Below are 26,558 nucleotides of genomic sequence, written 5' to 3'. Positions count from 1 at the left end.
CCGTGGGAGTCCCCGTGACCGCGACCGTCCCCGTAGCACCGCCTCCCGCGCCGGCCCGCACCCGGCCCGCCCACCGTCCCCGGGGTGTCCCGCCCCGGCTGCTGGTCCCGCTCACCGGCCGGGAGGGCGCGCTCGCCGCCCTCGACGAGGCCCACGCCCTCGCCCGCGAGACCGGCCGCGAGGTGCACACCGCCCTGCTCCTCCCCCGCGTCCCCGTCACCGCCGACACCGCCCTCCTGGTCCGCCTCGGCGAGGAGGCCGAGCGGGAGGTCGCCGACCTGGTCGCCCTGGCCACCCAGCGCGCCGCCGCGGCCGGCCTGCCGGCGCGGATCAGCGTCCACCGCCTCGCCGGCCTGCGCGGTCGCCGCCGGGAGCGGGTCCTCGACCGCGCCGTCGCCCGCCTCGCCCGGCGGCTCGACGCCGTCCCCGTGGGCCGGCCGGTCCCGTGACCGCCACCGTGCCGCGGGTCCCCGGCCCCTCACCCGAGCAGGTCGTCCTGCTCCAGTCGGTGCGCGAGGAGCCGTGCGTGTCCCTGCTCGCCACGACCACCCCCGCCGCCCGCATGACCGACGCGGACGCGCGGACGCTGCAGCGGCTGGCCCGTGAGGCCGGGGCGCGCCTGGCCCGCGACGGCGCGCCCGGTGGGCTCGCCGACGCCCTCGAGGACCTCGTGTCCGCCGCCCGCGGCGAGCCCACCGGCGCCGGCATCGCGCTGTACGTCAACCGGACGCTGCGCCAGGTGGTGCGCCTGCCGGTGGCGGTGCCCGACCGGGTGGTCGTCGACCCCACCTTCGCCACCCGCGACCTCGTCCGGGCGCTGCACCGGATCCCGCGCCACGTGGTGCTGCTGCTGTCGGAGCAGGACGCGCGGCTGCTCGAGGGCGGCGCCGGGACCCTGCGCCCGCCCCGGCGCTCACCCTTCCCGCTCCGGGCCGACGACGACGCCGGCGACTTCCTGCGGCGCGTCGACCGGGCGCTGGGCACCTTCCTGCGGCTGCACCCCGCTCCGCTGGTGCTGGTCGGCGGGCACCGGGTGGTCGGCCGGTTCCGGCGGCTGTCGCGCAACACCGGGCGGCTGGCCGGGACGGTGACCGGCAACCTCACCCGCGCCCCGCTGTCGGTGCTGGTCCCGCGGGTGCGCGAGGTGCTCGACGGCTACCTGCTGTCCCGGCAGGGCGAGGCGCTGGCGCACCTGGACCGGCGGCGCTCCCGGCAGGCCGTGGTGGAGGGCATCGACGCGGCGTGGCTGGCCGCGCGGCGGGAGCGGCCGGAGATGCTCGCGGTGGAGGAGGGCTTCGCCCTCGCGGCCCGGCTGAGCGCCGACGGTGACTTCCTCGTCCCCGCCGACGACGTCGAGCACCCCGACGTCGTCGACGACGTGGTGGACGAGCTCATCGAGACGGTGCTGGTGCGCGGCGGCTGGGTGGCCTTCGTGGCCGACGGCGCGCTGGCCGGATCCGGCCGGGTGGCGCTCACCCTCCGGTGACGTGAGGCAACGGTCGGGCGGCGGGTTCAGGCGGCGGCGCCGGCCCGCCGTCCCGCCGCCTCGACGACGGACTCGAGGCCGCCGAGGAGGAAGCCGGTGCCGCAGCCGGTGCAGATCCACTCGGGGCACTCGCCGCCGTCGTCGGTGTGCCCGTCGGCGCACGGCGGCTGCTCGAACACCGTGTCCTGCGCGCAGGTGGGGCAGGGCCAGCTCTGCTGGTGCTGCACGGGGACTCCCCCTCGCCGTCGGTACCGGGACTGCTCCGTCCCGTGGTCGCCCCGACGGTCGCACGGCCCACCGACAGTCCCGAGCACTCAGCGCGGTGTGTCCGCCACCGGGTCGAGGACCGCGCCGCGCGCCGGGTCGAGGACCGCGCCCCGCGCCGCGGCGACCAGCGCCGCCTCCACCCGCGCCCGCCGGCCGGGGTCGAGGGAGCCGCCGGCCGGGTTGCTGACGTAGAAGTAGTCGGCGGCGTCGGCGCCGAGGGTCTCGATGCGCGCGGAGGTGACGTCGAGCCCCGCCGAGCCGAGCGCGGCGGTGAGCCGGTAGAGCAGCCCGGCCCGGTCGCCGGCCCGCACCTCCACGATGCTGGTCGCCTCGCCGCTGGCCTCCGAGTCGTGCCAGGAGATCCGCGGCGGTGCCGACCGGGCGGCGTCCTGCCGGTAGTCGGCCTCCCGCTGGCGGAGCCGGTCGGCCAGCGGGAGCGTCCCCTCCAGGGCGGCCCGGACGGCGTCGGCCAGGATCGCCGGCTGCGGTGCCCGGCCGAAGCGGGGGCGGACGGCGAACACCGCCGTCGCCCGGCCGTCCACGACGTTGACCTTCGCGGCGCGCACGTCGAGCTGGTTGAGCGCGAGCACCCCCGCCAGGCAGCTGAACAGGCCCCGCTCGTCGGGCGCCCCGATCGTCACCTGCTGGCCGTCGGCGACGTCCTCGACGCCCACGGTCACCGCGCCGTCGGCCCCGGTCTCGGTGACGGTGGGCGCGGTGGGGTGCAGCACCGGGTCGGGGCCGGCGGCGGGCGTCCCGCCCAGGTGCGCCTGCACGCGGGCGACCAGGTGGGCGACCAGGTGCGCCTTCCACGGCGACCACGCCGAGGAGCTGGTGGCCGCACCGTCGGCCTGCGCCAGCGCGTGCAGCAGCTGCAGCACCTGCGCGTCCCCGCCGATGGTCGCCGCGACCCGCCCGATGGTCGCGGGGTCGTCGATGTCGCGGCGGGTGGCGGTGTCGGGCAGCAGCAGGTGGTGGCGGACCAGCGTGCCGACGACGGCGACGTCGGCCGGCACGAACCCCATGCGGGCGGCGACGCCGGCCGCGATCGGCTCCCCCACGACGCTGTGGTCACCGGGCCGGCCCTTGCCGATGTCGTGCAGCAGCGCGGCGACCAGCAGCAGGTCGGGCCGGTCGACGTCGTGGGTGAGCTCGGCGGCGGCCGCGGCGGCCTCGACGAGGTGCCGGTCGACGGTGAAGCGGTGCCAGGGGTGGCGCTGCGGCAGCGACCGCACCTGCTCCCACTCCGGCAGCAGCCGGGTCAGCAGGCCCTCCTGGTCGAGTTGCTCGAGGACGGCGACCGCGGGCCGGCCGGCGGCCAGCAGCCGCAGGAACGACCACCGCACCTCGGCGGGCCACGGCTCGGGCACCGGCGGGGAGTGCGCGGCGAGCACCCGGAGTGTGTAGGGGGACAGCACCAGGTCGGCGCGGGCGGCGGCGGCCGCCCCCCGCAGCACCAGTCCGGGGTCGGCGGCCGGGCGGGCGTCGCGGGCGAGCACCACCTCGTCGCCCTGCCGCACCACGCCCTCGGCCAGCGGCTCCCGGCGCACCCGGCGGTAGCGGCCGCGGGGGCGGCGGACCAGCGCCGCCTCCACCCGCCGCCAGGTGTCGTCGGCGACGAAGGCCAGCCGCCGCCCGGCGAGGCTGACCCGGCGCAGCAGCACGTCCTCGTCGGGGAGGCCGAGCGCGGCGGCGACCGGGCGCTGCTCCTGGCGGACCAGCACGTCGGAGGGCCGGCCGGTGCGGCGGCGCAGCTCGTCGCGGACGTCGAGCAGCAGGGCGTAGGCCGCCTCCACCTCCGCGGCCGGCTCGTCGCCGAGCTGGGCGGCGGCGACCGCGCGCAGCACCTGGCCCTCGCGCAGGCCGCCGTAGGCCTCCTTGAGGTCGGGCTCGAGCAGGAAGGCCAGCTCGCCGACCTGCCGGGCCCGGCCGCGGCGCAGGTCGCGCAGCTGCGGCAGCAGCCGGGACGCCGACTGCCGCCACGCGGCCAGCGTCGCGGTGCGCAGCGCCGCGGCGAGGGCGGCGTCCCCGGCGACCAGGCGGGCGTCGAGCAGGCCGAGCCCGGCCTTGACGTCGGAGGAGGCCACCGCGACGGCCTCGGCGACCGAGCGGACGGAGTGGTCCAGCCGCACGCCGGCGTCCCAGACCGGGTACCAGACGGCGTCGGCGAGCGCGGCCACCTCCGGCCGGCCGTCGTGGACCAGCACCAGGTCGAGGTCGCCGTGCGGCGGGGGCTCGCGCCGTCCCAGGCTGCCCACGGCGACCAGCGCGACGCCCTCGGTGCCGGTGCGCGGCGGCGGGGCACCCCGGCCCTGCCGGGGCGGCGGCGTGCCGGCGACGGCGGCGGCGAGCAGGCCGCCCAGCCAGGCGTCGAGCTGCTGCACCCGCTCGGCGCGGGTCAGGCCGGGCAGCGCCCCGAGGTCGGGCACGGTCCCCCCTGTCGGTCGGTGGGTCGGGACGGCGCCGGCCGGGGCCGCGGTCCTCCCGCCACCCCGGCCGGCGTCGCCCACCTGGTCCTACTCCCGCGTCACAGGGCGTCCTCGCCCCGCTCGCCGGTGCGGACCCGCACGATCTCGTCGATCGTGGTGACCCACACCTTCCCGTCGCCGATCTGCCCGGTGGAGGCCGACTCGACGACGGCGTCGACCACCCGCGCGGCCTCGATCTCGCCGACGACGACCTCGATGCGCACCTTGGGGACGAAGTCCACCTGGTACTCCGCACCGCGGTAGACCTCGGTGTGGCCGCGCTGGCGACCGAAGCCCTGGACCTCGCTGACGGTGAGTCCGGTGATCCCGATCAGCTCGAGGGCGTTCTTGACGTCGTCGAGCTTGAACGGCTTGATGATGGCGGTGACGAGCTTCACACCCGGCTCCTGTCCGTGAGGGTGGTGCCCCGGGCCTCCGCGCGGGTCTGGCCGGCGGCCGTGAGGGCCGAGCCGCCACCGCCGCCGCCCAGGGAGGCGAGGTCGTAGCCGGTCTCGGCGTGCACGACGCCGTCGATGCCGGCGACCTCGTCCTCCTCGGTGATGCGGAAGCGCATGAGCTTCGCGACGACGAGGCCGATGACGAGCGTCAGCACGAACGAGTAGACCAGAACGGCGAGGGCGCCGAGCGCCTGCCGCCACAGCTGGTCCACGCCGCCGCCGTAGAACAGGCCGTCCACGCCGGCGGTCGCCGCGCCGGAGGCGAACAGGCCGACGGCGAGGGTGCCCCAGAGGCCGCCGACGAGGTGGACGCCGACGACGTCGAGGGAGTCGTCGTAGCCCAGCCGGTACTTCAGGCCGACGGCGAGGGCGCAGACGACGCCGGCGACGAGGCCGACGGCGATCGCGCCGAGCGGGGTCACCGCGGAGCAGGCCGGCGTGATGGCCACCAGGCCGGCCACCACGCCGGAGGCCGCGCCCAGGGAGGTGGCGTGCCCGTCGCGCAGCTTCTCGGTGAGCAGCCAGCCCAGGGTGGCCGCGCCGGTGGCCGCGAGCGTGGTCACGAACACCTCGGCGGCCTGGCCGTTGGCGGCCAGCGCCGAGCCGGAGTTGAAGCCGATCCAGCCGAACCACAGGATGCCCGCGCCGATCATCACCAGGGGCAGGTTGTGCGGCCGCATCGGGTCGCGGCCGAACCCGCGCCGCCTGCCGAGCACCAGGGCCAGCGCCAGACCCGCGGCGCCGGCGTTGATGTGCACCGCCGTGCCGCCGGCGAAGTCGATCGCCAGCAGGTCGTTGGCGATCCAGCCGCCGGTCTCGGACTCCGCGCCGTCGAAGGCGAACACCCAGTGGGCGACCGGGAAGTAGACCAGCGTGGCCCAGACGCCGGCGAAGACCATCCAGGGGCCGAAGCGGGCGCGGTCGGCGATGGCGCCCGAGATCAGCGCCACGGTGAGGATCGCGAAGACGCCCTGGAAGGCGACGAAGGCCAGCGAGGGGACGGTGAAGACCAGGTTGTCCGGCGCGAACGCGCCCTCCAGGCCCGCGGTGCCGATCAGCGACGAGAGGCCGAAGAACTCGGTCGGGTCGCCGAGCAGGCCGCCGCCGACGTCGTCGCCGAAGGCGATCGAGTAGCCGTAGAGCACCCACAGCACGCTGATCAGCGCGAGTGCCCCGAAGCTCATCATCATCATGTTGAGGACGTTCTTCGCGCGGACCATGCCGCCGTAGAAGAGCGCCAGACCGGGGGTCATGAACAGCACCAGCGCGGCGCTGACCAGGACCCAGGCGGTGTCGCCGGTGTCCACGGCAACCTCCTGACGGTGTGGTGTGGCCGTGCGACGGGGCAGGGCCACGGACGGACCCGGGCGAGCGGGAGAGCCCGGGGCGGTGCTCGGTGCGCCCGCCACCGGCGGCGGTGGGCGACGCGGCGTCCACCGTGCCGGGGCCGTGTTTCGACCGGCGGCGTCGGCACGTTTCCGGACCGTGAACTCCCGATCGCGTGTCCGGCCGCCGTGTGTCCGGGGTGTTGCGGCCCCTCCCGGCTCCACCTGCGACGCCTGTGCACCTGCAACTCGTGTGCAATAAGGTGCCCGGGGGACGGCGCCCGGCCGCCCCGCAGCAGCCGGTCCCGGGAGGTCCGCGTGCACGTCCCCGACGGGTTCCTCGACGCCCCCACGTCGCTGGTGACCGGTGCCGTCGCCGCCGGCGCGGTCGGCCTGGCCCTGCGCGGCGCCCACCGCGAGCTCGACGAGCGCACCGCGCCGCTGGCCGGGCTGACCGCGGCCTTCGTCTTCGCCGTCCAGATGGTCAACTTCCCGGTCGGCGCCGGCACCAGCGGCCACCTGATCGGTGGCGTGCTGACCGCGGTCCTGGTCGGTCCCTGGACGGCGATCCTCTGCACGACCGTCGTCCTGCTCGTCCAGGCGCTGCTGTTCGCCGACGGCGGCCTGACCGCACTCGGGACCAACGTGGTGCTGATGGGCGTGGTGGCCGTCGGCGTCGGCTACGGCCTCTCCCGGTTGCTCGTGCGGCTGCTGCCGCGCACCGGCACCGGGCTGCTCGCCGCCGCCGGCGCGGGCGCCTTCCTGTCGGTGCCGGCTGCGGCGCTGGCCTTCGTCGGGCTGTTCGCCGTGGGCGGGGTCGCCGACGTCCCCCTCGGGGCGGTGCTCGCCGCGATGGGCGGGGCGCACCTGCTCATCGGCATCGGCGAGGCCCTCATCACCGTCGCGGTGCTGGGTGCGGTGCTCTCCGTGCGGCCCGACCTCGTGCACGGCGCCGCGCACCTGCGCCGGCCCGCCGACCTCGCCACCCGCCCGGGCCTGCGCGCCGAGGAGGCCCTCCGGTGAGCCGCCGCCCGGTCGGCCGGCGCGCGTTCTGGATCGCCGGCCTGCTGCTGACCCTGGTCGTCGCCGGGGTCGTCAGCCACTACGCGAGCGCCTCCCCCGACGGCCTGGAGTGGGCCGCCGGTGAGGCCGGCTTCGCCGACACCGCCCGCGACAGCGCGGTCGCCGGCTCGCCGCTGGCCGACTACGGCGTCGCCGGGGTCGACGACGCCCGGGTCTCCGGGGGGCTGGCCGGCGTCATCGGCGTCGCGGTCACGCTGCTGCTCGCCGGCGGCCTGGCGCTGCTGCTGCGGCGGCGCGGCGCCCGCACCGGCACCCGGGACTGACCGTGGGGGCCGGGCACGGCGGCCCGCTGGGCGCGGCCTACGTCGCGCGCGACACCGCCGTCCACCGGCTGCCGGCGCACGTCTCGCTGGTCGCGGTGCTGGCGTTCGCGCTGGTCGTCGTCGCCACGCCCCTGGACCCGGCCTGGGCCCCGGCCTACGGCGGGTACGCGGTCCTGGTGCTGGCCGCGGCCGCGCTGGCCCGCGTTCCGGCCGCCCGGCTGGCCCGCGGCCTCGTCGTCGAGCTGCCCTTCGTGCTCTTCGCGCTGCTGCTGCCGGTCGTGGCCCGCGGGCCGCGGGTCGAGGTGCTGGGCCTGTCGCTGTCGGAGAGCGGCCTGGTAACCGCCGGCGGGCTGCTGGCCAAGGCGACGCTGTCGGTGCTCGCCGCGACCGTGCTGGCGGCCACCACCACCCCGCAGGACCTCGTGCGCGGCCTGCAGCGGCTGCGGCTGCCGGCGGTGCTGGTGCAGATCCTGTCGTTCATGGTCCGCTACGCCGACGTCGTCACCGGTGAGCTGCGGCGGATGCGGGTGGCGCGCGAGTCGCGGGGGTTCCGCGGCCGCGGGCCCGGGGCGCTGCGGGTGGTGGCGGCCACCGCCGGCGCGCTGTTCGTCCGCTCCTACGAGCGCGGCGAGCGGGTGCACCTGGCGATGCTCGCCCGCGGCGGCGACGGCCGGCTGCCCGCCGGTCCGGCTCCCGCCGTCCCCGTGGGTACGTGGCTGACCGGGCTGGCGCTGCCCCTGTCCGCCGGCGCGGTGCTGGCGGCGGGGGTGCTCGGGGCGTGACCGATCCCTCGCTGCTGGTGGAGGACCTGGCCTTCGCCTACCCCGACGGGCACCAGGCGCTCTTCGGCGTCGACCTGCGGATCGGGCGCGGCGAGCGGGTGGCGCTGCTGGGCCCCAACGGCGCGGGCAAGACGACGCTGGTGCTGCACCTCAACGGCATCCTCACCGGCGGTCGGGGCCGGGTCACCGTCGCGGGGCTGCCGGTGGAGAAGCGGACGCTGCGCGAGGTCCGCCGCCGTGTCGGCGTGGTGTTCCAGGACCCCGACGACCAACTGTTCATGCCCACCGTCGGCGAGGACGTCGCCTTCGGCCCGCGCAACCTCGGCCTGCCCGAGCCGGAGGTGGCCGCCCGCGTCGCGACCGCGCTCGAGCAGGTGGGCATGGCCGGGGCCGCCGACCGCCCGCCGCACCACCTCTCCTTCGGCCAGCGCCGCCGGGTCGCCGTCGCCACCGTGCTGTCGATGCACCCGGAGGTGCTGGTGCTCGACGAGCCGTCGTCCAACCTCGACCCGGCCGGCCGCCGCGAGCTGGCCGAGGTCCTCACCGGGCTGCCGGTGACGATGCTGATGGTCACCCACGACCTGCCCTACGCCCTGCAGCTGTGCCCGCGCTCAGTGGTGCTCGACGGCGGCGTGGTGGTCGCCGACGGGCCGACCCGCGAGGTGCTCGCCGACGCCGACCTGCTCGCCCGCCACCGGCTGGAGCTGCCCTACGGGTTCGACCCGCACGCCGTCCCCTGACCGCCGGCCGGGGCCGACTGCGCGGTTCCGGTCGGCCTGCGCGGCGGGTCGCGCCGTGTCGGCGACCTCGGCTGCTCACCCGGCGCGGGCGGGACCGACCGCCGCCAGCGCCGCCGTCGCCGTCCGCTGGTCCGCGCCGCTAGTCCGCGCCGCCGACGAGGCCCTCGGCGAAGACCTCGGGCTCGAAGGGCGCGAGGTCGTCGGCGCCCTCCCCCAGCCCGATCAGCTTCACCGGGATGCCCAGCTCCCGCTGCACCGAGACGACGATGCCGCCCTTGGCGGTGCCGTCGAGCTTGGTCAGCACGACACCGGTGACGTCGACGGCGGAGGTGAACACCCGCGCCTGCACGATGCCGTTCTGGCCGGTGGTGGCGTCGAGCACCAGCAGCGTCTCGGTGACCGGGCTCTGCTTCTCCACGACGCGCTTGATCTTGCCGAGCTCGTCCATGAGGCCGGACTTGGTGTGCAGCCGGCCGGCGGTGTCGACGACGACGGTGTCGACCTCGGCCTCCACCCCGGTGCGCACCGCCTCGAACGCCACCGACGCCGGGTCGGCGCCCTCGCGGCCGCGGACGGTGAGCACCCCCACCCGCTCGCCCCAGGTCTCGAGCTGGTCGGCGGCCGCGGCGCGGAAGGTGTCGGCGGCCCCGAGGACGACGCTCCTGCCGTCGCCGACGAGGACGCGGGCGATCTTGCCGACCGTCGTCGTCTTGCCCGCGCCGTTGACCCCGACGACCAGCACGACGCCGGGCCGGCCCTCGCGGCGGTCGGTGCCCAGGCTGCGGTCGAGGTCGGGCCCGAGGACGGCGGTCAGCTCGCGGACCAGCAGCGCGCGCAGGTCGGCCGGCGTGGCGGTGGCCAGCACCAGCGACTGGGTGCGCAGCCGGTCGACGATCTGCTGGGTGGCCGCGACGCCGACGTCGGCGGCGAGGAGTGTCTCCTCGACCTCCTCCCAGTCGTCCTCGGTCAGCCGCTCGCGGGCGAGCACGGTGAGCAGGCCGCGGCCCAGCGAGGACTGCGAGCGGGCCAGCCGGGAGCGCAGCCGCACCAGCCGGCCGGCCGACGGCGGCGGCGTCTCGAAGACCAGGTCCGGCTCGGCGACCGCCGGGGGCAGGTCGACCGGCGGCGGCGCCTCGGGCGCAACCGGCTCGGCGGGCGCCAGGCCCTGGCCGGAGGCGGTCGCGCCGGCCGGGCGGTCCTCCGGCGGTGCGGGCGGGGCACTGGGTGGCCGCGGCCGGGTGAGGGTCGTGCCGGCGGCTGCGTCGTCGTCGAGCCGGGTGGTGCGCCGGCCGCGGCCGACCAGCAGGCTCAGCCCGGCGACCAGGGCCACGAGGACGATCGCGATCGCGATCAGCACGAACTCCATGCCGGCCAGTCTCCCAGCCGCTCCCCCGATCGCCGTACCGGCGGGTCTGGGCGGAAGGGGTCACCGTGGAGCACGCTGGGTCCATGCCGCCACCCGGGGAGGACACCCCCCGCCTGCTCATCGGACCCCTGCTGCGGCACGTCGACCCCGTGTCGGCCACCGTCTGGGTGGAGACCGACCGCGCGTGCACCGTCGAGGTCCTCGGGCGGACCGCGCGCACCTTCGCCGTCGGCGGCCACTGGTACGCCCTCGTCGTCGTCGAGGGGCTCGAGCCCGGCAGCACCACGCCCTACGAGGTGCACCTGTCGACCGACGGCACCGACGGCGTCCGGGTGTGGCCGGAGTCGAGCTCCCCGTTCCCGCCCAGCCGGATCCGCACGCCCGGCCGACCCGGCCCGTTCCGGCTGGCGTTCGGCTCCTGCCGGTACGCCACGCCCAGCACCGTCGACCTCGCCGAGGGCATCCCGCCCGACGCCCTGGACGCCTACGCCGAGCGCGTGGCGGCGCTGCCCGAGGACGAGTGGCCCGACGCGCTGGTGCTGCTCGGTGACCAGGTCTACGCCGACGAGCTGACGACGGCGACCCGCTCGTGGCTGCGCGTGCGGCGCGGTGAGGAGGTGTCCGAGGACGCCCAGACCCGGGACTACGAGGAGTACACCCGCCTCTACGCCGAGTCCTGGATGGACCCGCACGTGCGGTGGCTGTTGTCGACCGTCCCGTCGTCGATGGTCTTCGACGACCACGAGATGATCGACGACTGGAACACCTCGGCCGCCTGGCGGCGCCGGGTCACCGCCACCGGCTGGTGGGACGCCCGCATCGCCGGGGGGCTGGCCAGCTACTGGGTGTACCAGCACCTGGGCAACCTCTCCCCCGCCGAGCTGGCCGGCAACGCCACCTGGCAGGCGGTGCGGGCGCTGCCCGAGGACGCCGACGCCGAGCCGCTGCTGCGGGAGATGGCCCTCGCCGCCGACCGCGACCCGCGGACGGTGCGCTGGAGCTACGTCCGGCACTGGGGCGACGCCCGGCTGCTGATGGTCGACAGCCGGGCCGGCCGGGTGCTCGACGAGCAGGCGCGCCGGATGGTCGACGACGAGGAGTTCGCCTGGGTCGAGCAGCAGATGCGGCAGGCGGTCGAGGACGGCGTCGGCCACCTGCTGGTCGGCACGTCGCTGCCCTGGCTGCTCCCCCACGCCATCGACTCCATCGAGCGCGTCGACGAGGCGCTGGCGGTGCGCCACGACGGCCGCCTGGTCGGGCGGGCCGCCGAGGCGCTGCGGCAGGCCGCCGACCTCGAGCACTGGGCGGCGTTCGGGCACAGCTTCGACCGGCTGGCCGCGGCGCTGCTGGCGGTGGCCCGCGGCGAGCACGGCCCGGCACCGGCGACCGCGCTGGTGCTCTCCGGCGACGTCCACCACGCCTACGCCGCCGAGGTGGTCGCCCCCGGCGGGCTGACCGGCCGGGTGCACCAGCTGACCGTCTCCCCGCTGCACAACCAGGCGCCGCACCCGATCCGGGTGGGGTTCCGCATCGGCTGGAGCCGGTGGGCGCGGCGGTTCACCGGTGCGATCGCCCGGGCCGCGCGGGTGCGCCCGCCGTCGGTGGAGTGGGCCAAGGCCGCGGGGCCGTTCTTCGGCAACCAGGTCGGCGAGCTGGTGCTCGAGGGCCGGCAGGCGCGCTTCCTGCTGCACGTGAGCGACCACCGGCCGGACGGCGACGAGTGCCTGCAGCAGGTGCTCGACCTGCCGCTGGCCGACCCGGTCCCGGCGACGGTGCCGGCCGGCGGGTGACAGGCTGACCGGGTGACCGATGCCCACGGGGTCAAGCCGGCCCCCGGACCCGACCAGCCCCCGATCCCCGTCCGCCTGGTCACCTTCAACACCCACCACGGCGTGGGCGCCGACCACCGGCACGACCTGCCCCGGCTGGCGAAGGTGCTCGCGGCGGCCGGCGCCGACGTCATCTGCCTGCAGGAGGTCGACCGGCACTTCGGCGACCGCAGCGAGGACGTCGACCAGGCGCTGCTGCTGTCCCGGGCGCTGGACATGCAGCTGGCCTGGGGTCCGGCGATCGACGAGCCGCGGCCCGGCGACGACCAGCGCCGTCAGTACGGCAACGCGCTGCTGTCGCGGCTGCCGATCCTGGTCAGCGACGTGCACCCGCTGCCCGGGGGCGGGGAGCCGCGCAGCGCGCTGCGGACCCTGGTCGAGCTCGACGGCGGCGCGCTCTGGGTGACCACCACCCACCTGACCACCCGGTCGCCCGCCGAGCGCGCCGAGCAGGTGGCGGTGCTGCGGGCGCTGCACACCGAGCCCATGGCGACCGGGGTGGTCGTCGGCGACCTCAACGCCGCCCCGGACGCCCCGGAGCTGGCGGCGCTGCGGGAGTCCTTCGCCGACGCCTGGGAGCTGGCACCCGAGCGCGACGACCAGGCCCGCTGGCGGTTCTGGCAGCGCCAGGAGGGGCTGACCCACCCGGCGCGGTCGCCGCACGCCCGCATCGACCAGGTGTGGGTGACCCCGGGCATCACCGTGGCCTCCGCGCGGGTGCTCGACGGCGCGGGCGCGTCGGACCACCTGCCGGTCGTCGTCGACCTGCTCGTCCCCTCCGGCGTCTAGGGCCTGTCCTGGCGATCTTTCGTCAGCGTGGTCCAGGCTGGCGGAATGGTCAGCCGGCATGAGCTCACCGATGCAGCCTGGGCACGGATCGAGCCGCTGCTGCCCGCCACCGGGCGCCGGGGCGGGCGGTGGCGGGACCACCGGCAGGTGATCAACGCGATCCTGTGGCAGGCCGAGACCGGCGTGCCCTGGCGGGATCTGCCCGAGCGCTACGGGCCGTGGAAGACCGCGCACGAGCGATTGCGGAAGTGGACCGCCGATGGCACCTGGGACCGGATCCTCACCGAGGTGATCGTCAAGAACGACGCGGTCGGCGCGGTGGAATGGACCTTCAGCATCGACTCCAGCTCCGTGCGCGCTCATCAGCACGCCGCCGGAGCGCGGAAAAAGGGGGCTGCCGCGGCCCGGTCGAGGACCTCGCCGTCGCCGGCGAGGCCCTCGGGCGCTCCCGCGGTGGACTGACCACCAAGCTGCACCTGGCCGTCGACGGGCGCGGCCTGCCGATGGCCGTGCTGCTGACCGCCGGGCAGGCCGGCGACAATCCGCAGCTGCTGCCGCTGCTGGAGCAGGTGGCGGTCGCTCGTTCCGGTCCCGGCCACCCGCGCCGCCGACCGGACCGGGTGATCGCCCGGACCGGGTGATCGCCGACAAGGCCTACTCCCATCCCTCGACCCGGGCCGCGCTGCGGGCCCGGGGCATCGCCTTCACCAGCCCCGAGCGCATCGACCAGATCGCCCGGCGCAAGGCCAAAGGCTCCGCCGGGGGCCGCCCCCCGGCCTTCGACCCCGAGGTCTACGCCGGACGCAACGTCGTCGAACGGTGCATCGCCCGGCTCAAGCAGTTCCGCGCCCTGGCCACCCGCTACGCCAAACGAGCCGCCTACTACCGCTCCATCCTGATCATCGCCGCGCTCGTCCTCTGGCTACGCGAAGATCCGCAGGACAGGCCCTAGTCCGGGCACTTCCGCGGAAGTGCACGGGCAGGAGGCGGGCACTTGCGCGGAAGTGCACGGGTCAGGCCGGGTCGGGCTCGCGCAGCCGCTGGCTGATGACGCCGGTGATGCCGTCGCCGCGCATGCTCACGCCGTAGAGCGCGTCGGCGATCTCCATCGTGCGCTTCTGGTGGGTGATGACGATGAGCTGCGAGGTCGCCCGCAGCTGCTCGACGAGGGTGAGCAGCCGGCCCAGGTTGACGTCGTCGAGGGCGGCCTCCACCTCGTCGAGCACGTAGAACGGCGAGGGCCGCGCCCGGAAGATCGCCACCAGCAGCGCGACCGCGGTCAGCGAGCGCTCCCCGCCGGACAGCAGCGACAGGCGCTTGACCTTCTTGCCCGGCGGCCGCGCCTCGATCTCCACGCCCGTGGTGAGCATGTCCTCGGGGTCGGTGAGCACCAGGCGTCCCTGCCCGCCGGGGAACAGCGTGGCGAAGACGCCCTCGAACTCGCGGGAGACGTCGGCGAAGGCCGCGGCGAACACGTCGTGGATGCGCCCGTCGACCTCGCGGACCACGGTGAGCAGGTCGCGGCGGGTGGCCTTGAGGTCCTCGAGCTGGGTGGCGAGGAAGGTGTGCCGCTCCTCCAGCGCCGCGAACTCCTCCAGCGCCAGCGGGTTGACCCGGCCCAGGGTGGCGAGGTCGCGCTCGGCGCGGGCGGCGCGGCGCTCCTGCGCGGCCCGGTCGTAGGGCACCGGCGCGGGCTCGGGCCCCCCCGCGGCCTCGGCGGCGGCCAGCTGCGCCGGTGTGGGCGGCACGGGCGCGGCCGGGCCGTACTCGGCCACCAGCGTGGGCAGGTCGACGCCGAACTCCTCGGCGGCCCGCTCCTCCAGCGCCTCGATGCGCAGCCGCTGCTCGGCGCGGGCGACCTCGTCGCGGTGCACCTCGTCGGTCAGCCGCTCCAGCTCCCCGGTGGCGGCGCGGACCCGGGTGCGCACCTCGAGCAGCTCGGCCTCGCGGGTGCTGCGCTCGGCGGCGAGCCGGTCGCGCTCGGCGGCGGCCCGGGCGAGGGAGCCGGCCAGCGCGGTGAGCGCCTCCTCGGCGCCGGCGCGCACCCGGGCGGCGACCTCCGCCCCGCGGCGGCGGGCCAGCCGGGCGGCCGCGGCCCGCTCGCGGGCGGCCCGCTCCTGCCGGGCCTGGCGGCGCAGCGCCTCGGCGCGGCCGGACAGCGCACGGGCGCGCTCCTCGGCGGTGCGCACGGCCAGCCGGGCCTCGGTCTCCGCCTGCCGCGCGCCGGCGACCTCCAGCCGCAGGCGGTCGCGCTCCCCGGCGTCGGGCTCCTCCGCGGCCGGCGCCGCCTCGGCCTCGGCCAGCCGCGCCTCGAGCTCCCCCAGCCCGGCCTGCGACTCCTCCAGCGCCCGCTCGGCCCGCCGCTGCGCCGCGGCCGAGCGCTCCGCCTCCGCCGCCGCCGACCGGGCGGCGGCCCCGAGCTCGGCGAGCTCCGCGGCGAGCTCCGCGCGGCTGCGGTCGGCCGCCTGCCGGGCGGCCAGCGCCGCCTCGACGTCGGCCGAGCGGGCGCGGGCGGCCTCCCGGGCCGCGGCCAGCCGGTCGGCGAGGTCGGCGGCGCGGGCGACGGCGGCGGCAAGCTCGCGCTCGGCCTCGTCGACCCGGGCCCGCACCTCCAGGTTCGACGGCGCGTCGGCCGACCCGCCGGCGGCCCGGTCGGCGCCGACGAGGTCGCCGTCGGCGGTCACCGCGCGCACCCGCGGATGGGCGGCGACCAGCGCCGCGGCGACGTCCAGGGTCGGGACGACGGCGACGCGGTCGAGTGCCCGCGCCACCGCCGGCCGCAGCTCCTCGGGGGCCTCGACCAGGTCCGCCGCCCACCGCAGCCCCTCCGGCAGCACCGGCCAGCCCTCGCGCGGCAGCGGCGGCGGGCCACCGGTGACCAGCAGCCCGGCCCGGCCCGCGCCGGCGTCGCGCAGGTGCGCCAGCGCGGCGGTGGCGTCGTCCACCCCGGCGACGACGACGGCCTCGGCGAGCCCGCCCAGCGCCGCCGCGAGCGGCACCTCGGCCCCGGGTGCGACGGTGATCCGCTCCGCGACCGGCCCCAGCACGCCCGGCAGGCCGGACGCGAGGACGGCGGCGGCGCCGTCGGCGGGGGTCAGGCCCAGCGCGAGGGCGTCGCGGCGGGCGGCCCAGGAGGCGCGGTCGCGCTCGGCGGCACGCTCGGCGTCGGCGAGCTCGGTGACGGCGCGCGCGGCGGCGCTGTGCGCGGTGACGGCGTCGGTGTGCGCGGTGACCAGCGCGACGTCCTCGTCGTCGGCGTCGGGGACCACGGCCCGGCGCTCGTCGAGCCGGGCCCGCGCGGCCTCGGCGCGGGCGGCGGCCTCCGCGGCGGCCTGGGCGAGGCGCTGCACCTCGGCCTGGCCGGCGGCCGCGCGTGAGCGGCCGGCGGCGACCTTGCCCGACAGGCGGGCCAGGCCCTCCCGGCGGTCGGCCAGCGCGCGGGTGGCGGCCACCCAGGCGCGCTCCTCGGCGGCCAGCGCCTCCTCCAGGCCGGCGCGGGCGGCGACGGCGGCGGCGAGGCGGCCGCGCTCGGCCTCCAGCCCGGCGGCGAGCTCGGCCTCGGTGGCCGCGATCCGGTCGGCCTCGGCCTCCAGCTGCTCGGGGTCGCGGCCGCCGGTGCCCGCCGGTGCCGCGGCCGACAGGTGGCGGTGCCGCTCGGCGGCCAGCTGCGCGATGCCGCGGAAGCGCTCGGTGAGCGCGGACAGCCGGTACCAGGTGTCCTGCGCGGCGGCCAGGCGCGGGGCGTCGGCGGCCTGCGCCGTCTCCAGCTCGCTCTCCCGCCGCGACACGGCGCCCAGCTCGGCCTCGACGACGGTGCGGCGGGCGCGGGCGGCGGCCTCGTCGGCGACGTCCTTGTCCAGCGCGTCGCGCAGCCCGACGAGGTCGTCGGCGAGCAGCCGCAGCCGCGCGTCGCGCAGCTCGGCCTGCACACCGGCGGCCCGGCGCGCGACCTCGGCCTGGCGCCCCAGCGGCTTGAGCTGGCGGCGCAGCTCGGCGGTCAGGTCGGCCAGCCGGTCGAGGTTGGCCTGCATCGCGTCGAGCTTGCGGAGCGCCTTCTCCTTGCGCTTGCGGTGCTTGAGGACGCCGGCGGCCTCCTCGACGAAGGCGCGGCGGTCCTCGGGGCGCCCGGACAGGACGGCGTCGAGCTGGCCCTGGCCGACGATGACGTGCATCTCGCGGCCGATGCCGGCGTCACTGAGCAGCTCCTGCACGTCGAGCAGGCGCACCTTGTCGCCGTTGATCTCGTACTCGCTCTCCCCGGAGCGGTACATGCGGCGGGTGACCGAGACCTCGGTGTAGTCGATCGGCAGGGCGCCGTCGGCGTTGTCGATGGTGAGCGTGACCTCGGCGCGGCCCAGCGCCGGGCGGCCGGCGGTGCCGGCGAAGATGACGTCCTCCATCTTGCCGCCGCGCAGGGTCTTCGCGCCCTGCTCGCCGAGGACCCAGGCGATGGCGTCGACGACGTTGGACTTGCCCGAGCCGTTGGGCCCGACGACGGCGGTGATGCCCGGCTCCAGGCGCAGCGTCGTGGCCGACGCGAAGGACTTGAAGCCCTTGAGCGTCAGGCTGGAGAGGTGCACGGGGAGATCAGGCGACGGGCCCAGCGGGCGGCCTCGCTGCAGGGGCCCACCACGAGCGTGCGAGTGGTGGGGGCAGCGAGGTCCTTCGACTAGGCGAGGGCCGGCTGGGCGTTGTCGCCGGCCAGGCTCAGCAGCTCGGAGGCGATGACGGCGTCACGGGCGGCGTCCCGCTGGGCGCGCAGTTCGGTCAGCTCCTGCTCCAGACGGCGCACCTTGGCGCGCAGGACCGCGTTCTCGTCGAGGACGCGGAGCTCCGCGGGGGATACGACAGAACCGAAGAGGGCCTTGGCCATGGCGGAAACGGCCTTTCCGACAGCGAGAGGGGGTGCCCGCCGCCCCGGAGAGTCGGTCGGCGCGGGCTCGGTACCCCCAGGGTGACACCCCCGGAGAGGCAGGTCAACGGCCACACTCGACGCCGGATGTGTCGGCGGGATGTCGTCTTCGTCACGCCGTCGTGAAGCCCGATCCCCCCTGCACCGCACGTTCCTCGTGGACCACGGCGGTCACCGCTCCGGGGGCGCGCGGCCCGTCGAGCGCGGCGACGACCGCCCGCACGGTGTCGGCCGGTCCCTCCAGCTCGACCTCGACGCGGCCGTCGGGCAGGTTGCGCGCCCACCCCGACAGCCCCGCGGAGTCGGCGAGGCCGCGGACGAACCAGCGGTAGCCCACCCCCTGCACGTGACCGGCCACCAGCGCGTGCACCCGGATCGCGCTCACGTGCGTCCCGTCCGGGGCCGGGGCTGGCAGGTCGGGCAGCTGTAGCTCGAGCGGTTCATGAAGGACTCGCGCACGATCGGCGTCCCGCAGCGCGGGCAGGGGCGGTCGACCTGCCCGTAGACGGCGAGGAAGCGCGAGAAGTAGCCGCTCTGGCCGTTGACGTCGACGTAGAGGGAGTCGAAGGAGGTGCCGCCCTGCGCGAGAGCCTCGCCGAGCACGCTGCGCACGCCGTCGAGCAGGTCGGCGACCTGGGCGCGGGTGAGCCGGTCGGTGGGCCGCGTGCCGTGCAGCTTCGCGCGCCACAGCGACTCGTCGGCGTAGATGTTGCCGACGCCGCCGATCAGCGTCTGGTCGAGCAGCGCGCGCTTGACCTCGGTGCGCCGCCGGCGCAGCGCGGCGCTGAACCCGGCCTCGTCGAAGGAGGGGTCCAGCGGGTCGATCGCGATGTGCGCGAGCCGCTGCGGGATCCGCTCGGCCGTGTCCTCACCCGCCCCACCGCCCCCGGCGCACTCCTCCACAGCCAGCCCGCCGAACGTGCGCTGGTCGACGAAGCGCAGCTCGCGGCCGCCGTCGGTGAAGGTGAACCGGGCGCGCAGGTGGGTCTCGTCGGGCTGCGTGCGCTTCTCGACGAGCAGCTGGCCGCTCATGCCCAGGTGGGCCACCATCGCGCGCCCGGACGGGGCGCCGTCGGGCTCGGTGAGCGGCAGCCACAGGTACTTGCCGCGGCGGTGCGCGGCGGCGAAGGTGCGGCCGGTCAGCGCCTCGACGAAGTGCTCGGCGCCCTCGAGGTGCCGGCGGACCGCGCGCGGGTGGTGCACCTCGACGGCGGCCACGGTGCGTCCGGCGACCCAGCGCTCCAGGCCGCGCCGCACCACCTCGACCTCGGGCAGCTCGGGCACGGCGCTACTCCCCGGCCGGGGCGCTCGGCTCCTCGGCCGAGATCGCCTGCCAGGCGGCCTCGGCGGCCTCCTGCTCGGCGGCCTTCTTGGTGCGGCCGGTGCCGCTCCCGCGGACGACACCGGCCAGCGACACCGCCGCGGTGAAGGTCTTGGCGTGCGGCGGGCCCTCGTCGGTGACGTCGTAGACGGGGGCGCCCAGGCCGCGGGCGGCGCCGAGCTCCTGCAGGCTGGTCTTCCAGTCCAGCCCGGCCCCGCGCGTGGCGGCCACGACCAGCAGCGGGTCGAACAGCCGGTGCACGATCGCGCCGGCGACCTCGAGCCCGAGGCCCAGGTGCACCGCCCCGATGAGCGCCTCGAGGGCGTCGGCGAGGATCGAGTCCTTCTCCCGGCCGCCGGTGGTCTCCTCGCCGCGGCCGAGCAGCAGGTGCGGGCCCAGCCCGCCGGCGCCCAGCCGGCGCGCGACGCCGGCCAGCGAGTTCATGTTCACCACCGAGGCGCGCAGCTTGGCCAGCCTGCCCTCGGGCAGGTCGGGCTGGCTGCGGTAGAGCTCGTCGGTGACCACCAGGCCGAGGACGGCGTCGCCGAGGAACTCCAGCCGCTCGTTGGTGGGCAGACCGCCGTTCTCGTAGGCGTACGAGCGGTGGGTCAGCGCCAACGGCAGCAGGCCGCCCGGCAGCTCGACACCGAGGGCGTCGAGCAGCCAGGCGGCCGCGCGGTCGGCGTGAGCCTGTCCTCCCGGTGAGTCGCCCACGGGGACGACCGGGGTACGGGCGGCGCTGCCCACGTCCGGCCGGGTCAGACGGAGAGGACCTGGCGGCCGGCGTGCTGGCCGCAGTTCGGGCAGGCCTGGTGCGGCGGCTTGAGCTGGCCGCAGGCGCGGTTGGGGCAGGGGGCGAGCGTGGGGGCGCTCGCCTTCCACTGCGACCGGCGGGCGCGGGTGTTGGCGCGGGACATCTTCCGCTTCGGGACGGCCACGGTCAGTTCTCCTCAGGGTCGCCCGGACGGTCGTCGACCGCTCCGGTGGTGAAACGGCCGGCGAGGCCGGCCCAGCGGGGGTCGACCAGCTCGTGGGAGTGGTCGGCCGGCAGGTCGTCGAGGCGCTGCCCGCAGCCGGAGCACAGGCCGGCGCAGTCCTCGGTGCAGGTGGGCGAGAGCGGGAGGGCGAGCACGACGGTGTCGCGGACCATCGGCTCGAGGTCGATGCGCTCACCCTCGACGAGGCGGACCTCGTCCTCCTCGCTGGTGGCCTCGGTGGTGCTGCCCGGGTAGGCGTAGAGCTCCTGGACGTCGAGCTCGAGGGTGTCGGCGAACGGGTCCAGGCAGCGGGCGCACTGGCCCTCCACCGGGACCTCGACGTCGCCGGAGACGAGCACGCCCTCCATCACCGACTCCAGCCGCAGCCGCAGGTGCACGGGGGCGCCCTCGGGCACGCCGACGAGCTCGAGCTTCCAGCCGGCGGGCGCGGGGACCGTGCGGTCGAGCTCCTGCATCGAGCCGGCGCGACGGCCGAGCTCGCGCAGCTCCACGGCCCAGGGGTTGGCGGCAGGGCGCCGGGTCTCGGTGGACGCGGCGCCCGGGCGATCGGATCGTGCGGCAGGCATGTCGGTACTCGCGGTCGTGGGAGTGGGTGGAGCCCGGCCGGGGACGGCACCGGCGGTCGGACCAGCATCCGAGACTACCCGATCCCGCGCGACGGCCGACGGTGCGATGGCGGGCGGGACCGGCGGTCAGGGTTCGCGCAGGGTCTCGCGGGCCTTCTCCACCGAGCGCAGCATCCGCTCGAGCGTGCTGCCGAAGTCGGCCAGCCGGGTGTCGACGTACTCGTCGACCTCTGCGCGCATCCGGTTGACCTCGGCGACGGTCTGCGCGCCCAGCTCGTCGGAGCGCACGACCGCGCCGCGGTAGACCTCGGTCTCGGTGACCAGCCGTTCGTGCTCGGCCTGCGCGGCGGCGAGCATCTCCGCCTGCTGCGCCCGCGCGTCGGCCAGCACCGCCTCGCGGTGGGCCTCGGCCTCGGCGAGCAGCCGGTCGGCCTCCGCCTCGGCCTGGGCGAGCAGGGCCTCGGCCTCGGCCTGCGCGCGGGCCAGCACCTCGTCGCGCTGGCGGCGGGCGGTGCCGAGGATCTCCTCGCGCTGCCGGCGGGCGGCGGCGACCAGCCGGTCGGCGTCCTCGCGGGTGCGGCCGGTGAGCTGCTCGGCCTCGGCCTGGGCCTGCTCGAGGATCTCGGTGCGCTGCTCGACGATCGCCCCGGCGGCGTGCACCTCGTCGGGGAGGTTCTCCCGCAGGTCGTCGAGCAGGTCGAGCAGCTGGTCGCGCGGCACCATGCAGGAGCCCGACATGGGCACGCTGCGGGCGTTCTCGATGACCCGGCTGAGCTCGTCGACGGTCTCGTAGAGCCGGTACACGACCTCGGTCACAGGGGCTCCTCGCTGGCGCTCGTCGACCCCGTGCCCGGCGGTGCTCCACCCATCGGTGACCTCGCGAGCCCGGTCACGACGCCTCCCGCTTGGCCAGCAGCCGGTCGAGGACGCCCTCGGGCACCAGCCGGGACACGTCGCCGCCGAAGGTGGCGATCTGCTTGACCAGGCTGGAGGACAGGTGCCCGACCTGCGGGGCGGTGGGCACGAACAGCGTCTCGACGCCGGCCAGCTCGCGGTTCATCTGGGCCATCTGCAGCTCGTACTCGAAGTCGCCGACGGCGCGCAGACCCTTGACCACCACGGGGATGTCGTGGCTGCGGCAGTAGTCGACGAGCAGGCCGCTGAAGCTGTCGACGACGACGTTGGGCAGCTCGGCGACGGCCTCGCGCAGCAGCTCCATGCGCTCGTCGACGGTGAACAGCCCGGCCTTGCCGGGGTTGACCAGGACGGCGACCACGAGCTCGTCGTACAGCGCGGCGACCCGGGTGATGACATCGACGTGCCCGTTGGTGACCGGGTCGAACGACCCGGGACAGACCGCACGCCTCACGGGACGCGACCGTACCGGAGCAGGGCCTCCCCGTAGCGGCGCTCGCGGACACCGGCGAGGGGTGTCGGCCACTCCCACGGCTCCTCGCGGGCGGACCGCTCGACGGCGACGACCGCCCCCGGCGCGAGCCACTCCCCCGTGACCAGCGCGGCGAGCACGCCGCGCACCGTCTCCGCGGGGACGGCGTAGGGCGGGTCGGCGAGCACGAGGTCGAAGCGGGCCGGCGGCGGGCCGGCGACCACGGTGGGCACCGACGCGGCCACCACCCGCGCGCCGGGCAGGCCGACGGCGGCGACGTTGGCGCGCAGCACCGGCAGCACCCGCGGGCCGTTCTCGACGAGCACCACCTGCCCCGCCCCGCGGGAGAGCGCCTCGAGGCCGAGCGCGCCGGAGCCGGCGTAGAGGTCGAGCACGGTGGCGCCGTCGAGGTCGAGCAGCGTGCCCAGGGTGTTGAACAGCCCCTCCCGGGCCCGGTCGCCGGTGGGTCGCACGCCGCTGGGCGGCACCCTCAGCCGCCGTCCCCCCGCGGCACCGGCGATGAGCCTGGTCACTGCCCGGTTCCGGACGTCGACGGCCCCCTGCAGGGTCCCGCCGCGAGCGTGCGAGCGGTGGGGGGCAGGCGGTCCTTGCTCATGCCTTCTCGAGGTACTCCGCGCGCTCGTCGGTGGCCAGCGCGGCCACCTCGGCGGCCAGCCCCGGGTGGTCGGCGAGCCCGCGGTCGCCGGCCAGCAGGTCGGTGGCCTCGGCGCGGGCGGCGGCGATGAGCTCCTCGTCCTCCAGCAGGGACAGCAGCCGCAGGTTGGAGCGCCGGCCGGACTGGGCCGCGCCGAGGACGTCGCCCTCGCGTCGGGTCTCGAGGTCGAGCCGGGCGAGCTCGAAGCCGTCGGAGGTGGCGGCGACCGAGGCCAGCCGCTGCCCGGTCGACGTCGACCCGCGGACCTCGGTGACCAGCAGGCAGAGCCCCTGGTGCTTCCCGCGGGCGACCCGGCCGCGCAGCTGGTGGAGCTGGCTGACGCCGAAGCGGTCGGCGTCCATGACGACCATGACCGTGGCGTTGGGCACGTCGACGCCGACCTCCACCACGGTGGTGGCGACGAGGACGTCGACCTCGCGGGCGGCGAAGGCCCGCATGGTCGCCTCCTTCGCCTCCGGCGTCATGCGGCCGTGCAGCACCGCCAGCCGCAGGCCGGCCAGCGGGCCCTCGTGCAGCGCCTCGGCGACGTCGAGGACGGCCAGCGGGGGCCGCCGGTCGTCCTTCCCCCCACCGGTGTCGTCGGGGGCGCCGTCGGCCCCCTCGGGTGCGTCGGTGTCGGCGGTACCGGTGTCGTCGTCGCCGATCCGGGGACAGACGACGTAGGCCTGCCGCCCGGCGGCCACCTCCTCGCGCAGCCGCTCCCAGGCCCGGTCGAGCCAGGCGGGCTTGTCGCTGACCGGCACCACGGAGCTGGCCACGCCGCCGCGGCCGCTGGGCAGCTGGCGCAGCACGGAGGTCTCCAGGTCGCCGTAGACGGTCATGGCGACGGTGCGCGGGATCGGCGTGGCGGTCATGACCAGCACGTGCGGGGGCCGGTCGCCCTTGGCCCGCAGCGCGTCGCGCTGCTCGACGCCGAACCGGTGCTGCTCGTCGACGACGACCAGGCCGAGGTCGGCGAAGTCGACGCCCTGCTGCAGCAGCGCGTGGGTGCCGACGACGATGCCGGCGCTGCCGTCGGCGACCGCGGCCCGGGCCTCCCGGCGGGCGGCGGCCTTCAGCGAGCCGGTGAGCAGCACCACCTTCGTGCCGGCGGGGTCGCCGTCGAGCTCGCCGGCGCGGGCCAGCGGGCCGAGCAGGGCGGCGATGCTGCGGGCGTGCTGCGCGGCGAGCACCTCGGTGGGCGCCAGCAGCGCGGCCTGCCCACCGGCGTCGACGACCTGCGCCATCGCCCGCAGCGCCACCACCGTCTTGCCCGACCCGACCTCGCCCTGCAGCAGGCGGTGCATCGGCTGGTCGCGGGAGAGCTCGGCGGCCAGCTCCTCCCCCACCGCGCGCTGGCCGTCGGTGAGCGCGAACGGCAGCGCGGCGTCGACGGCGTCGAGCAGCCCGCCCGGGCGGCGCGGGCGGGCGGTGCCCGGCTCCAGCGCCGCCGCGCGGCGGCGGGCGGCGAGCACCAGCTGCAGGATGAGCGCCTCGTCCCACTTGAGCCGCTCCTGGGCGTGCTCGACGTCGTCGGCCGTGGTCGGGCGGTGCACGTCGAGGAGGGCGGCGGGCAGGCTGGGCAGGCCGTGGCGGCGGCGCAGGTCCTCCGGCAGGGGGTCCTCGACGAAGCCGAAGCCGCCGGAGGCGTCGAGCAGCAGCCGGATCGACTTCTGGATCACCCAGCTGGAGACGTCCTTGCTCGCCGGGTAGATCGGGATGAGCGCGCGGGCCCAGTCCTCGTCGTCGTCGCCGGTGATGAGGTGGAAGTCGGGGTGGGCGAACTGCTTGGACCTGCGGTACTCCCCGACGGTGCCGGCGAACAGCCCCCAGGCGCCCTCCTCGAGCGTGCCGAACCTCCGGTTGAAGAAGACCAGCTGCATCTCCCCGGCGCCGTCGCCGACGGTGACCTCGGTGAGCGTGCCGGGCCGGTTGCGCATCTTCCGGCTGGTCACCCGGCGCACCTGCGCGAGCACGGTGACGCGGTCGCCGACCTGCAGGTCGTCGAGGCGGGTCATCTCCCCGCGGCGGGCGTAGCGGCGCGGGTAGTGGCGCAGCAGGTCGCGGACGGTGCGCAGGTCCAGCGACTCGGCCATCGCCTTCGCCGTCTTGGCGCCCAGCACGCGGGACAGGTCGGTGTCGAGGGTCACCGCCATCTCACTCGACCCCGATCTGCAGCGGGACCGCGTCCCCGCCCTCGTAGCGCACCACCTCGACGGTCGGGTGGGCGCCGGCCAGGTGCTCGCAGGCGGCGTCGCCGAGCGCGGGGTCGGGGCCGACGAGCAGCGTGGCCATCTCCCCGCCGGCCGACAGCAGCCGGTCGAGCAGGTCACGGGCGACGGCGGCCAGCTCGCTGCCGACCACCACGACGTCGCCCTCCGCCGCGCCCAGCACGTCGCCGGGGCGGCACGGGCCGGCGCTGGTCAGCGCCTCCTGCTCGGCGACGGTGACCTCGGCCCAGCGGGTGGCGGCGGCCGCCTCGGCCATGCCGATGACGTCGTCGCCGAAGCGGCGGGCGGGGTCGGCGACGGCGACCGCCGCGAGTCCCTGCACCGGTGACCGGGTGGGGACGACGGCGACGTCGCGGCCGAGCGCGCGGGCGCGCTCGGCGGCGCGGGCGGCAGCGGCGGTCAGCGCGGGGTCGTTGGGCAGCACGACCACCTCGGCGGCCGCGGAGGCGACCACCTCGGCGAGCACGTCGTCGTCGGTGACGCCGCCCGGTCCGCAGGGCACCGCGCGCACGCCCGCGGCGGCGAACAGCCGGGCCAGCCCCTCGCCCGGGACGACCGCGACGACGGCACGGCGGCCGGGCACCGGCGCGGCCGGGAGCACCGGGGCCAGCGGCGTGACGCTGATGCCGCGCGGCCGGCCGGCCTCGATGCCGGCCTCGATGGCGCCGCCGATGTCGTTGGTGTGCACGTGCACGTTCCACTGCCGCCCGGTCGGGGTGTCGACGCCGGCCACGACCAGGCTGTCGCCGAGGGCGGCCAGGCGCTTCTGCAGGACGGCGACCGTGGCCTCGTCGGCGTCGGCGAGCAGGTACTGCACCTCGCTGCCGGGGCCCGGCGGCGGCTGGTGGGGGGCGTGCGCGGAGCCGGTGCGGCGCTGCGGGCGGCGGTCCAGCGGCGGGCGGGCCGGCTCGACGCCGGTGACCGTGGTGACCAGCGCGTCGAGGACCACGCACAGCCCCGCGCCGCCGGCGTCGACCACGCCCGCGGCGCGCAGCGCGTCGAGCTGGCCAGGGGTGGCCTCCAGCGCCGCCCGGGCGCCGTCGGCGGCCGCGGTGACGACGTCGGCCAGCGCGGTGCGCCGCTGCGCGACGGCAGCTCCCGCCGCCTCGGCCCCCGCACGGGCCACGGTGAGGAACGTGCCCTCCTCGGGGTCGGCCACCGCCGCGTAGGCGCCCTGCGCGGCCTCCTGCAGCGCGGCGGCCAGGGCGGGCCCGTCGGCGGGGCCGGCGCCGGCGAGCCGGTCGGACAGGCCGCGCAGCAGCTGGGCGTAGATGGTGCCGCTGTTGCCGCGGGCGCCGAGGACCGCGCCGCGGGAGAGCGCCGTCCACGGCGACTCCCCCGGCCCGGCGGCGTCGAGCGCGGCCACCGCGGCCTCGGCGGTCATCAGCAGGTTGGTGCCGGTGTCGCCGTCGGGCACGGGGAAGACGTTGAGCTCGTCGATGCGGTCGCGGGCCGCGGACAGCGCCGAGACCGCGGTGCGGCACCACTGACCGACCGCGGCGTCGTCCAGCGCCTGCAGCACGGGCGGAGGGTACCCACGGACGGCGACGATCCGGCTCCCCAGACGGCCTCCCCCGGGGCTCGGCGACGCCGCCGCGCGGGAGCGGTTAGGATGGTCGACGGTCTCGCGGT

General features: G+C 77.0%; 25 protein-coding genes and 1 pseudogene. 9 read left to right on the top strand and 17 right to left on the bottom strand.

The annotated features are described in order from the left end of the window. Positions 1–14 precede the first annotated feature (14 nt). Together CHC04_RS03860 and CHC04_RS03855 are read left to right on the top strand one after the other, a co-directional pair. A complete protein-coding gene (locus tag CHC04_RS03860; RefSeq protein WP_089402512.1) occupies positions 15–449 on the top strand; it encodes a hypothetical protein in 435 nt (144 codons plus the stop codon). Continuing rightward, positions 446–1,486: a baeRF3 domain-containing protein gene (locus CHC04_RS03855; protein ID WP_089402511.1), complete on the top strand. Its 1,041-nt coding sequence runs from the start codon at positions 446–448 to the stop codon at positions 1,484–1,486. Before CHC04_RS03860 ends, CHC04_RS03855 begins: the two co-directional genes overlap by 4 nt. A 26-nt stretch (positions 1,487–1,512) precedes the next feature. Here the strand turns inward: CHC04_RS03855 and CHC04_RS03850 are convergent, their stop codons facing one another. From CHC04_RS03850 to CHC04_RS03835, 4 genes are all read right to left on the bottom strand, one after another. After that, a complete protein-coding gene (locus CHC04_RS03850) occupies positions 1,513–1,713 on the bottom strand; it encodes a hypothetical protein (RefSeq protein WP_089402510.1) in 201 nt (66 codons plus the stop codon). Between the two features lie 87 nt (positions 1,714–1,800). Continuing rightward, positions 1,801–4,182, bottom strand: coding sequence for a [protein-PII] uridylyltransferase (locus CHC04_RS03845; RefSeq protein WP_089402673.1), 2,382 nt, complete (start codon positions 4,180–4,182; stop codon positions 1,801–1,803). 98 nt (positions 4,183–4,280) lie between these two features. Then, on the bottom strand, positions 4,281–4,619 hold the full coding sequence (locus tag CHC04_RS03840) for a P-II family nitrogen regulator (RefSeq protein ID WP_073421809.1): 339 nt from the start codon (positions 4,617–4,619) through the stop codon (positions 4,281–4,283). Beyond that, positions 4,616–5,986 carry an ammonium transporter gene (locus CHC04_RS03835; RefSeq protein ID WP_089402509.1) on the bottom strand — a complete coding sequence of 457 codons (1,371 nt, stop codon included), beginning with the start codon at positions 5,984–5,986 and terminating at the stop codon, positions 4,616–4,618. The genes CHC04_RS03840 and CHC04_RS03835 overlap by 4 nt, the downstream gene beginning before the upstream one ends. Positions 5,987–6,322: 336 nt before the next feature. On the opposite strand from CHC04_RS03835, the gene CHC04_RS03830 reads away from it, so the two are divergent. From CHC04_RS03830 to CHC04_RS03820, 4 genes are read left to right on the top strand one after another with little or no spacing between them, the layout of a single operon-like run. Continuing rightward, entirely contained in the window at positions 6,323–7,027 is a 705-nt protein-coding gene (locus CHC04_RS03830) for an energy-coupling factor ABC transporter permease (RefSeq protein WP_217897146.1), read from the top strand. Then, positions 7,024–7,350: a PDGLE domain-containing protein gene (locus CHC04_RS24455; RefSeq protein ID WP_217897145.1), complete on the top strand. Its 327-nt coding sequence runs from the start codon at positions 7,024–7,026 to the stop codon at positions 7,348–7,350. Before CHC04_RS03830 ends, CHC04_RS24455 begins: the two co-directional genes overlap by 4 nt. Positions 7,351–7,352: 2 nt before the next feature. After that, positions 7,353–8,132: a cobalt ECF transporter T component CbiQ gene (gene cbiQ / locus CHC04_RS03825; RefSeq protein ID WP_089402508.1), complete on the top strand. Its 780-nt coding sequence runs from the start codon at positions 7,353–7,355 to the stop codon at positions 8,130–8,132. Then, positions 8,129–8,872: an energy-coupling factor ABC transporter ATP-binding protein gene (locus CHC04_RS03820; protein ID WP_089402507.1), complete on the top strand. Its 744-nt coding sequence runs from the start codon at positions 8,129–8,131 to the stop codon at positions 8,870–8,872. The genes cbiQ and CHC04_RS03820 overlap by 4 nt, the downstream gene beginning before the upstream one ends. Before the next feature lie 139 nt (positions 8,873–9,011). Here CHC04_RS03820 and ftsY read toward each other — a convergent pair whose 3' ends face one another. Further along, entirely contained in the window at positions 9,012–10,238 is a 1,227-nt protein-coding gene (gene ftsY, locus CHC04_RS03815; RefSeq protein WP_089402506.1) for a signal recognition particle-docking protein FtsY, read from the bottom strand. An 83-nt stretch (positions 10,239–10,321) separates the two neighbouring features. On the opposite strand from ftsY, the gene CHC04_RS03810 reads away from it, so the two are divergent. The 3 genes and pseudogenes from CHC04_RS03810 to CHC04_RS03800 all read left to right on the top strand — a co-directional run bounded on the left by CHC04_RS03810 (position 10,322) and on the right by CHC04_RS03800 (position 13,808). Then, a complete protein-coding gene (locus tag CHC04_RS03810) occupies positions 10,322–12,028 on the top strand; it encodes an alkaline phosphatase D family protein (protein WP_089402505.1) in 1,707 nt (568 codons plus the stop codon). A gap of 12 nt (positions 12,029–12,040) precedes the next feature. After that, positions 12,041–12,856 (top strand): endonuclease/exonuclease/phosphatase family protein, encoded by an 816-nt coding sequence (locus tag CHC04_RS03805; RefSeq protein ID WP_089402504.1) that lies wholly within the window; start codon positions 12,041–12,043, stop codon positions 12,854–12,856. A gap of 45 nt (positions 12,857–12,901) precedes the next feature. Continuing rightward, a pseudogene (locus CHC04_RS03800) lies at positions 12,902–13,808 on the top strand (IS5 family transposase). A 61-nt stretch (positions 13,809–13,869) separates the two neighbouring features. On the opposite strand, the gene smc reads toward CHC04_RS03800, so the two are convergent. The 12 genes from smc to CHC04_RS03740 form a co-directional block, all read right to left on the bottom strand. Further along, positions 13,870–17,436, bottom strand: coding sequence for a chromosome segregation protein SMC (gene smc / locus CHC04_RS03795; RefSeq protein ID WP_089402503.1), 3,567 nt, complete (start codon positions 17,434–17,436; stop codon positions 13,870–13,872). 89 nt (positions 17,437–17,525) lie between these two features. Then, positions 17,526–17,729 carry a hypothetical protein gene (locus tag CHC04_RS03790; RefSeq protein ID WP_089402502.1) on the bottom strand — a complete coding sequence of 68 codons (204 nt, stop codon included), beginning with the start codon at positions 17,727–17,729 and terminating at the stop codon, positions 17,526–17,528. Between the two features lie 151 nt (positions 17,730–17,880). Then, positions 17,881–18,153, bottom strand: coding sequence for an acylphosphatase (locus tag CHC04_RS03785; RefSeq protein WP_089402501.1), 273 nt, complete (start codon positions 18,151–18,153; stop codon positions 17,881–17,883). Next, positions 18,150–19,052 carry a bifunctional DNA-formamidopyrimidine glycosylase/DNA-(apurinic or apyrimidinic site) lyase gene (gene mutM / locus CHC04_RS03780; RefSeq protein WP_089402500.1) on the bottom strand — a complete coding sequence of 301 codons (903 nt, stop codon included), beginning with the start codon at positions 19,050–19,052 and terminating at the stop codon, positions 18,150–18,152. Before mutM ends, CHC04_RS03785 begins: the two co-directional genes overlap by 4 nt. A 4-nt stretch (positions 19,053–19,056) precedes the next feature. Continuing rightward, on the bottom strand, positions 19,057–19,803 hold the full coding sequence (rnc, locus tag CHC04_RS03775; RefSeq protein WP_089402672.1) for a ribonuclease III: 747 nt from the start codon (positions 19,801–19,803) through the stop codon (positions 19,057–19,059). A gap of 44 nt (positions 19,804–19,847) precedes the next feature. Beyond that, entirely contained in the window at positions 19,848–20,027 is a 180-nt protein-coding gene (gene rpmF, locus CHC04_RS03770; RefSeq protein ID WP_089402499.1) for a 50S ribosomal protein L32, read from the bottom strand. Positions 20,028–20,029: 2 nt separating this feature from the next. Further along, positions 20,030–20,578, bottom strand: coding sequence for a YceD family protein (locus CHC04_RS03765; protein ID WP_245816962.1), 549 nt, complete (start codon positions 20,576–20,578; stop codon positions 20,030–20,032). Between the two features lie 201 nt (positions 20,579–20,779). Then, complete coding sequence (locus CHC04_RS03760) at positions 20,780–21,469, bottom strand: hypothetical protein (RefSeq protein WP_089402497.1); 690 nt, start codon at positions 21,467–21,469, stop codon at positions 20,780–20,782. 73 nt (positions 21,470–21,542) lie between these two features. Next, positions 21,543–22,022: a pantetheine-phosphate adenylyltransferase gene (coaD, locus tag CHC04_RS03755; RefSeq protein ID WP_089402496.1), complete on the bottom strand. Its 480-nt coding sequence runs from the start codon at positions 22,020–22,022 to the stop codon at positions 21,543–21,545. Then, positions 22,019–22,573 (bottom strand): 16S rRNA (guanine(966)-N(2))-methyltransferase RsmD, encoded by a 555-nt coding sequence (rsmD, locus tag CHC04_RS03750; protein WP_089402495.1) that lies wholly within the window; start codon positions 22,571–22,573, stop codon positions 22,019–22,021. The genes coaD and rsmD overlap by 4 nt, the downstream gene beginning before the upstream one ends. A gap of 79 nt (positions 22,574–22,652) precedes the next feature. Continuing rightward, positions 22,653–24,851, bottom strand: a complete 2,199-nt coding sequence (gene recG / locus CHC04_RS03745) for an ATP-dependent DNA helicase RecG (protein ID WP_089402494.1) — start codon at positions 24,849–24,851, stop codon at positions 22,653–22,655. 1 nt (position 24,852) lies between these two features. Further along, positions 24,853–26,448: a DAK2 domain-containing protein gene (locus CHC04_RS03740; RefSeq protein WP_089402493.1), complete on the bottom strand. Its 1,596-nt coding sequence runs from the start codon at positions 26,446–26,448 to the stop codon at positions 24,853–24,855. Positions 26,449–26,558: the final 110 nt, after the last annotated feature.

The organism is Geodermatophilus saharensis, assembly GCF_900188205.1.
Classification (GTDB): domain Bacteria; phylum Actinomycetota; class Actinomycetes; order Mycobacteriales; family Geodermatophilaceae; genus Geodermatophilus; species Geodermatophilus saharensis.
This window is presented reverse-complemented; position numbering and strand designations above follow the sequence as displayed.